General features: G+C 57.5%; 8 protein-coding genes. 2 read left to right on the top strand and 6 right to left on the bottom strand.

Annotated features, from left to right (window positions below; all coding sequences use genetic code 11):
• Together FJY67_10580 and FJY67_10575 are read left to right on the top strand one after the other, a co-directional pair.
• Window positions 1–1,592 (top strand): 30S ribosomal protein S1 (locus tag FJY67_10580; GenBank protein MBM3329896.1); only part of this gene is annotated, 1,592 nt, incomplete at its 5' end.
• A gap of 347 nt (window positions 1,593–1,939) precedes the next feature.
• Window positions 1,940–3,508: a T9SS type A sorting domain-containing protein gene (locus FJY67_10575; GenBank protein MBM3329895.1), complete on the top strand. Its 1,569-nt coding sequence runs from the start codon at window positions 1,940–1,942 to the stop codon at window positions 3,506–3,508.
• 242 nt (window positions 3,509–3,750) lie between these two features.
• Here the strand turns inward: FJY67_10575 and FJY67_10570 are convergent, their stop codons facing one another.
• The 6 genes from FJY67_10570 to rpsI form a co-directional block, all read right to left on the bottom strand.
• Window positions 3,751–3,942 (bottom strand): YfhL family 4Fe-4S dicluster ferredoxin, encoded by a 192-nt coding sequence (locus FJY67_10570; GenBank protein ID MBM3329894.1) that lies wholly within the window; start codon window positions 3,940–3,942, stop codon window positions 3,751–3,753.
• A 129-nt stretch (window positions 3,943–4,071) separates the two neighbouring features.
• On the bottom strand, window positions 4,072–4,629 hold the full coding sequence (locus FJY67_10565) for a ribosome recycling factor (GenBank protein ID MBM3329893.1): 558 nt from the start codon (window positions 4,627–4,629) through the stop codon (window positions 4,072–4,074).
• Window positions 4,630–4,631: 2 nt separating this feature from the next.
• Window positions 4,632–5,351: a UMP kinase gene (locus FJY67_10560; GenBank protein MBM3329892.1), complete on the bottom strand. Its 720-nt coding sequence runs from the start codon at window positions 5,349–5,351 to the stop codon at window positions 4,632–4,634.
• Window positions 5,352–5,354: 3 nt separating this feature from the next.
• Window positions 5,355–5,948, bottom strand: a complete 594-nt coding sequence (gene tsf, locus FJY67_10555) for a translation elongation factor Ts (protein MBM3329891.1) — start codon at window positions 5,946–5,948, stop codon at window positions 5,355–5,357.
• The gene (rpsB, locus tag FJY67_10550; protein ID MBM3329890.1) at window positions 5,945–6,877 is read right to left on the bottom strand and encodes a 30S ribosomal protein S2; all 933 of its coding nucleotides are present in this window, start codon (window positions 6,875–6,877) and stop codon (window positions 5,945–5,947) included. The genes tsf and rpsB overlap by 4 nt, the downstream gene beginning before the upstream one ends.
• Window positions 6,831–7,014 (bottom strand): 30S ribosomal protein S9 (rpsI, locus tag FJY67_10545; protein MBM3329889.1); only part of this gene is annotated, 184 nt, incomplete at its 5' end. The genes rpsI and rpsB, both read right to left, overlap by 47 nt.

The raw sequence follows: 7,014 nt of genomic DNA, 5'->3' as shown, positions 1-7,014 counted from the left end.
AGATATCCCGTCGCATTAAAGGCGGAATGGTGGTCGATCTGTTCGGGATGGAGGCTTTCCTCCCGGGGTCCCAGATCGATGTTCATCCGGTGCGCGATTTCGATGCTCTGGTAGGGGCTTCGATGGACTTCCGCATCATCAAGGTCAACGAGATTCGCAAGAATGTCGTTCTCTCGCACAAGGTGCTGAAGGAAGAAGCGCTGCGCGAGATTCGCGCCAAAGTCCTTTCCGAACTGCAGGAAGGTCAGGTGGTCGAGGGGGTGGTCAAGAATATCACCGATTTCGGCGTCTTCGTCGATCTTGGTGGTGTCGATGGACTTCTCCACATCACAGACCTCTCGTGGGGACGGGTATCGCATCCCTCGGATGTCGTTACTCTCGACGATCGCATCAAGGTGAAAGTCCTCCACTACGACCGCGATAAGCAGCGGATCAGCCTCGGCCTTAAGCAACTAAAGGAACATCACTGGGAGGAACTCGAGGCAAAGTATCCGATCAACGCAAGGGTGCGCGGCAAGGTCGTCTCGATCGTCAAGTATGGTGCCTTTGTCGAACTCGAACCGGGGGTCGAAGGGCTGGTGCATATTTCCGAGATGTCCTGGACCCAGCATGTCAAGCACCCATCGCAAATGGTCACGCTCGGGGATGAGGCCGAGGTCGTAATCCTCAACATCGATCGTGAGAACCGCAAGATCTCGCTGGGCATGAAGCAGGTTGAGGAGGATCCGTGGGAGCGGTTGCAGGCGACCTACGTGCCGGGAACCCGCCATACTGGAGCCGTGCGCGACCTCGTGCCTTTCGGGGCATTTGTGGAACTGGAACCGGGCATCGACGGACTGATTCACATCTCGGATCTTTCCTGGACGCGCAAAGTGCGGCATCCGGGCGAAATCGTAAAGAAGGGTCAGGAACTTGAGGTCGTCGTCCTCAGTTTCGACCGCAATGAGCGCCGGATCGCACTTGGCTTGAAGCAGATCGAGGAAGATCCCTGGGACCGCTTCGAGCGGGACTACACCGTCCATACCCGCACCGACGGGACGGTGTTGAGGGTGCTTGACAAAGGCGTGGTTGTGATGCTGCCGCTCGGTGTTGAAGGCTTCATTCCCAACTCGCAGTTGGGCCGGTCGATCATGAGCGAGTCGAAGAGCGTCCTGCGCGAAGGCGACAACCTCGAACTCGAGGTGCTCGAATTCGACCGTGGCAACCATCGAATCGTCCTCACGCACTCACAAGTCGAGAAAGCCAAGGAACGCGCGGCTTATCGCTCCTATCAGGAAGGACAGGAGGACGAAGGACGCACGACCATCGGTGACATTCTGATGGCTGGCCAACATCCGCTGGTCGAGGGAGTTGGCGATGAGGCGGCGCCTGCCGAAGAAGCCATTCCGGCTAAGAAGCCGCGCAAGAAGCGCGAGAAGAAGGTGGTAGAGGAGGGGTCCGGAACCGAAGCGATGGAGGAGTCCTTCACATCGGATGAGACCATCGCATTGGATAAGACCGTCGCGACGGAGGAGACTGTCGATGGGCAGTCTTTGTCACAACCCGAAGCGGAGCCACCTGCCGTTGAGGAGCCTCCCACCGAACCGGTGTGATTCAGTAGGCCATAATAACCGGCGGGCGGCTCCGGGAGTCGCCCGCCATTGGTTTTGGCTTTGAGAGACTTCTTCCGGAGACTGAATCTGTGCTTGTTTTGCACTCGTAGTGCAAGGAATGCATTTTTTTTGCGCGAGATGAGGTCAAACCGCTTGACAAGTAATAAGTCTTAACTTATATTCACTCCTGCAACTGAGCCGGAACCTCCGCCGCGACGCTCCTCATCCTGCTCCACCTGCCTGAGCAGCGCTTCTCTGGTTCCGCTTCGACCTCGCACTGCACCGTGGAAGAACCATGGCGTCCTTTTGTTAGACAGCAGAGGACAATCGCAGTCAAGGAACCCAAAGTGTCGATCCCTATACTCAATAATCTACCCTCACGACGCACCTTGCGCCCCAGGTCGTTTATCCGACTGTTGCTCGTCTTCGCGCTTGGCCTTATGGCCGGGCGTGCGATAGGCGACGAGTATCTGTCGGGGACGGTGCGGGATACGCTCTGGCTGCACCTGGCACCTTACCGGGTGGTCGGCAACGTAATCGTCCCCGAGGGCGAGACACTTGTCATTAATCCCGGCGTTCAGGTGATCTTTGAGGGGAATTTCCTTTTTGAGGTGCGGGGACGGTTGAACGCCGTTGGCGGGGTGGATCCGGCGGCGCGGATACGATTTGAGCGCGGGATTATCCCTCAATGGAGAGGGATCACGTTTCAACCCGAAGCCGATGCCCGGTCTTCGCTGGTAAATTGTGATATCTCGGGGGCATGGATCGGCGTAGATATCAACCGGGCCTTCCTCTCCATTTCGGGCTGCAGTATCGAAGCCCGCAGCGTCGGGATAAACTGCATCGGCGCTGCGCCTGAGATTCGCGATAACCTTCTCATCCGAGCCGTCGGGACGATGAGCGACGCCGAAGTGCGCGCCATTTCCCTCCGCAGTTCCTCCAGTCCGCAGATAATCGGCAACCGGTTGATAATGGCTGAGTCGATGTTGGGCGGCGAGGCTTACGGTATATTCATAAGCGAATCTTATCCCCGCATCTATGGCAACTGGATCGAGGTCGTCTCGATAACCGATGCCGCCATTGGGGTCTATGCCGTCCTCACATCCAAGACCGATCTGGTGCGGAATGTCGTTCGGGTCTCATCTGCTCAAGCGATGCGTTGCGTTTGGACGCGCGACGCGAGCGGTATCCACATCGTCAGCAATACCATGCATATGACGATGTCTTCCACCAATGCGGTCGGCGTTTTGGTTGACCGGCGGTCAGAGGTGTCGATAGTCAACAACATTTTGATCGGCAACGGGTTCAGCGTCGGCGACAGCACCGTATATGGCACTGTTCTACGCGAGAGCGGCTGGAACAACTACTGGCTGCATGATGAGAATCATGTCGGCGACTGGGATGGTGGTGAGGGCGAAATCAGTGCGGATCCGCTCTTCGTTCGTTACGACCCGGATCGTGAGTTTGCCGATTATCATTTGACATGGCGGGACTTCCCACGCGAAGACCGGCGATCACCCTGTATCGACGCCGGCACCCCGGGGCTGGTAGATCCGGGCGATGAGTTCAACACCCGGTCGGATATCGGAGCCTTTCCTTTCATTTATGACCCAGGCCGGTTGAGCCTGTCGTATGTCGAAATGCCGCCCGACAGTCCGGGGCTGATCTCGGCGTTTCCCAATCCATTTAACAACAACGTCATCGTAACCGTCGTCCTCGCCCTGCCCGGGAGCGTGAAGGCGACCTTGATCGACAGTCAGGGACGCAAACTGAAGGTACTCGAGGAGCGGCGCCTCGATGCCGGAAGTAATCAGATCGGATGGCGGCCGGATGGGATGGCAGCCGGACTCTACTGGGTTCGGGTGGAGGTTGAGGGGCGGTCGCTGCGCTCGTTGCCGCTGATTTATCTACCTTAGCAACCAAATCTGCGGGTTGCGGGAGGGCCGTCGGAGCAGCGATGCTCAGGCGGCCCTTTTCATTACTTAGCAGGTTGAAATTTGTGATAGGAGTCGAGACAGCACCCAGAGATAGAGCGAGCCGGCACCCATATTTGGATGCCGGCTCGCTCAGTCAGGCGTTGCTGCGTCGGGCGGGCCAGGGATATTATTTGCATAGAAGCAACCCTGCCACTCGCCTACCCGCTTTATCGCTTACTCGCTTACTCCAGTTTGAAGATACACTCAACCGGACAGACTTCGATGCAACGCGGCTGGTCGAAGTGACCTTCGCACTCAACACAGGTCGCAACGTCTATGATATAGACCTCAGGGCCTTCGGTGATGGAGTTGGTCGGGCATTCGGGCTCACAGGCTCCGCAGTTGATGCAGTCTTCGTTGATGTAGAGTGCCATTTAGCCTCCAGTGTAATAAGATTCAAGTTCAAGTTGCAAGTTTCAAGCCATAAAGTGTCTGAATCTGCATCATACCTCATCGACACTTGATACTTGCTACTTGATACTTGATACTTGATACGCGGTTTGTTATTCCTTCCGGATCTCCTCCTCCCGAATCTTCAGGAGGTGGTCGATCTCAGAAATGTGATGATCGGTTTCTTTTTGGATCAGTTCGTGAAAGTGGCGGCTCACGTCTTCCGAAATCTCGCTGCTCTTCTCGGCCTTCTTAACGGCTTCATTCAGGTCGCGGCGGTGATTGCGCACCGTCACCCGGCCCTCCTCAGCGATGCGGCGAACGACCTTTATCAATTCTTCGCGCCGCTCGGTCGTCAGGACCGGTATCGGCAGCCGCACCATTCGTCCGTCGTTGGAAGGCGTCAGTCCGAGATCGCTCGCCAGGACAGCCTTTTCGATAGCGCCTATCATCCCCTTGTCGTAGGGCTGAATGACGAGCAATCGCGGTTCCGGCGTTGAAATACCAGCGACTTGTTTAAGCGGAACATGGCTTCCGAAGTAATCGACCCGGATTGGGTCGAGGAGCGCCGGAGTAGCCTTGCCGGTGCGAATGTGGACCATTTCATCCCGGCAATGCGCCACGGCTTTGGCCATTCGCTCTTTTGCATGACTTACGAAATCGGCGGCCATTCTCAGACCTCTATGACTTTCGTCCCTATGGGTTCACCGCAAACGATATGCCGGAAGTTGCCGTGCTTCAGGATATTGAACACGACGATAGGAATCTGGAAGTCGCGGCAAAAGGTGATGGCGGTCAGGTCCATCACTCTCAGCCCCTTTTTGATGATCTCCATATAGGAGACCTCGTCGAACTTTACCGCGTCGCGGAATAGAACCGGATCCCGGTCGAAGATGCCATCGACCTTGGTGCCCTTAAAGATGATCTCGGCGCCGATCTGACTGGCGCGCAACGCCGCAGCAGTGTCGGTGGTGAAGAGGGGATTACCGGTGCCGCCGGCAAAGATCACCACCCGGCCTTTTTCGATATGGCGCAATGCACGGCGACGGATGAAAGGCTCGACCAACTCGTGCACCTCGATCGCCGACATCACGCGGGTCTCGACCGAGAGGCGTTCGAGCGCATTCTGCAACGCCAGCGCGTTGACCAGGGTCGATAGCATCCCCATATTGTCGGCGGTGATGCGATCGACGCCGGCTTTCTCTACCTCGGCGCCCCGGACAAGGTTGCCGCCGCCGACGACAATACCGAGTTGCAAGCCGTCAAGGTGCGACTCCCTGATCTCTGCGGCGATTCGCGCAACGACCTTGAAATCGATGCCATTTGGCTCATTGCCTTTAAGGATATCGCCCGAGAGTTTGAGCAATGCCCTCTGGTAGGCGATATCGGGCATCGACTATTCGCCGAGTGCGAACCGCGAGAAGCGGCGCACGTGGATGTTCTCCTTCAACTTCCCGGCCGCTTCGAGGACCACATCGGCGACCTTCGCCTTTTGGTCCTTTACGAAGGGTTGTTCGAGCAGACAGATGTCCTGGAAATACTTTTCCAACTTGCCCTGGGCGATCTTGTCGGCGATTTGCGCCGGCTTGCCTTCGGCTTTGATCTGCTCGCGGTAGATGTCGAGTTCCCGTTCGATGCGGTCCTGCGGGACGTCTTCTCTACGGACGGCGATTGGCGCAGTGGCAGCAATCTGCATTGCCAGGTCACGGACGAGCCTTTGGAAATCGTCGGAGCGAGCAACGAAGTCGGTCTCGCAGGCGACTTCGACCAGAACGCCGATCCTACCGCCGGGGTGGATGTAAGACTCAACAAGGCCTTCGCCGGTGGTCCGTCCGACGCGCGCTTCACCTTTGGCGATGCCTTTTTTTCGAAGGTATTCGATGGCTTTCTCAAAGTCTCCGTCGGTCGCTTCGAGCGCGCGCTTGCAGTCCATCATTCCCAGCCCGGTCTTTTCGCGCAGGGCGACTACGTCTTTGGAGGTGATCGTCACTGGGCGCCCTCCGGTCCTTCGTGACGGCCGCCTGACTCGCGGTCGCGAGGCCGACGGTCGCCTTCACCGCGCGAGCGGCGGCGGGGCCGCTGGCGGCGGGAACGATCCCGCTCTGAGGATTCGCCTTCGCCGCTCTCTTCGCTCACCTGCGGCCGGCTATCGCGATAGAGTTGGCGTCCCTCCATAATCGCATCGGCCAAGGCATGGGTGATCAGGCCGATCGACTTGTAAGCGTCGTCATTGGCGGGGATGGGGTAATCGACCAGATCGGGATCGACGTTGGTATCGACGATTGCGAAAATCGGGATGTTCAATTTACGCGCTTCTTTGACCGCTATATCTTCGCGATTGGTATCGACGATGAAGACGGCTCCCGGCAGACGTCGCATGTCTCGCAATCCGCCGAGCGTCCGGATCAACTTTCCCTTATCCTTTTCGATCTGGAGTTGTTCCTTCTTGGTGATCTTCTCGTAGGTGCCGTCCGACGCCATTTTCTCGTAGTTCTCCATCGTCCGCAGACTTTTGCGGATGGTTGAAAAATTGGTGAGCGTCCCTCCCAGCCAGCGGAAAGTCACAAAGGGCGAACCGCAACGACGCGCTTGCAGTTCGACGACTTCGCGAGCCTGCTTTTTGGTGCCGATGAAGAGCACATCCTCACCTTGTGCGGCGACCGCAGAGATCGCCCTGCAGGCGGCGTCGAGCAACGATTGCGTCAAGTTCAGGTCGATCAGGTAGATGCCATTACGCGCCATGAAGATATAACGTTTCATCTTCGGGTTCCACCGTTGGGTGAGGTGGCCGAAGTGAGCGCCGGCGAGCAATAGTTGTTCGACCGAAACCCGGGGACCGCTCACCAGAGGTGGAGTCCCGAGCGCAGCAACATCACCGCTTGGAATACTGGAAGCGCTTGCGGGCGCCGGGTTGTCCATACTTTTTGCGTTCCTTTTCTCTGGGGTCGCGGGTGAGGAAGCCTCCCTTGCGGAGGACGGACTTGAGTTCGGCATTCAATTCGACGAGGGCACGAGCCATGCCGAGGCGCATCGCACCGGCTTGGGCCGCCTTACCA

It is taken from the genome of Calditrichota bacterium (assembly GCA_016867835.1).
Lineage (GTDB): Bacteria > Electryoneota > AABM5-125-24 > Hatepunaeales > Hatepunaeaceae > VGIQ01.
Note: the sequence above shows the minus strand (reverse complement) of the source record. Positions and strands in the feature narration are given on the sequence as shown.

Bases quoted from the DNA above. Each gene is read 5' to 3' on its own strand.
- FJY67_10565 (MBM3329893.1), bottom strand. From the start codon at position 4,629: ATGGCCGCCGATTTCGTAAGTCATGCAAAAGAGCGAATGGCCAAAGCC.
- FJY67_10570 (MBM3329894.1), bottom strand. From the start codon at position 3,942: ATGGCACTCTACATCAACGAAGACTGCATCAACTGCGGAGCCTGTGAG.
- FJY67_10560 (MBM3329892.1), bottom strand. From the start codon at position 5,351: ATGCCCGATATCGCCTACCAGAGGGCATTGCTCAAACTCTCGGGCGAT.
- rpsB (MBM3329890.1), bottom strand. From the start codon at position 6,877: ATGGACAACCCGGCGCCCGCAAGCGCTTCCAGTATTCCAAGCGGTGAT.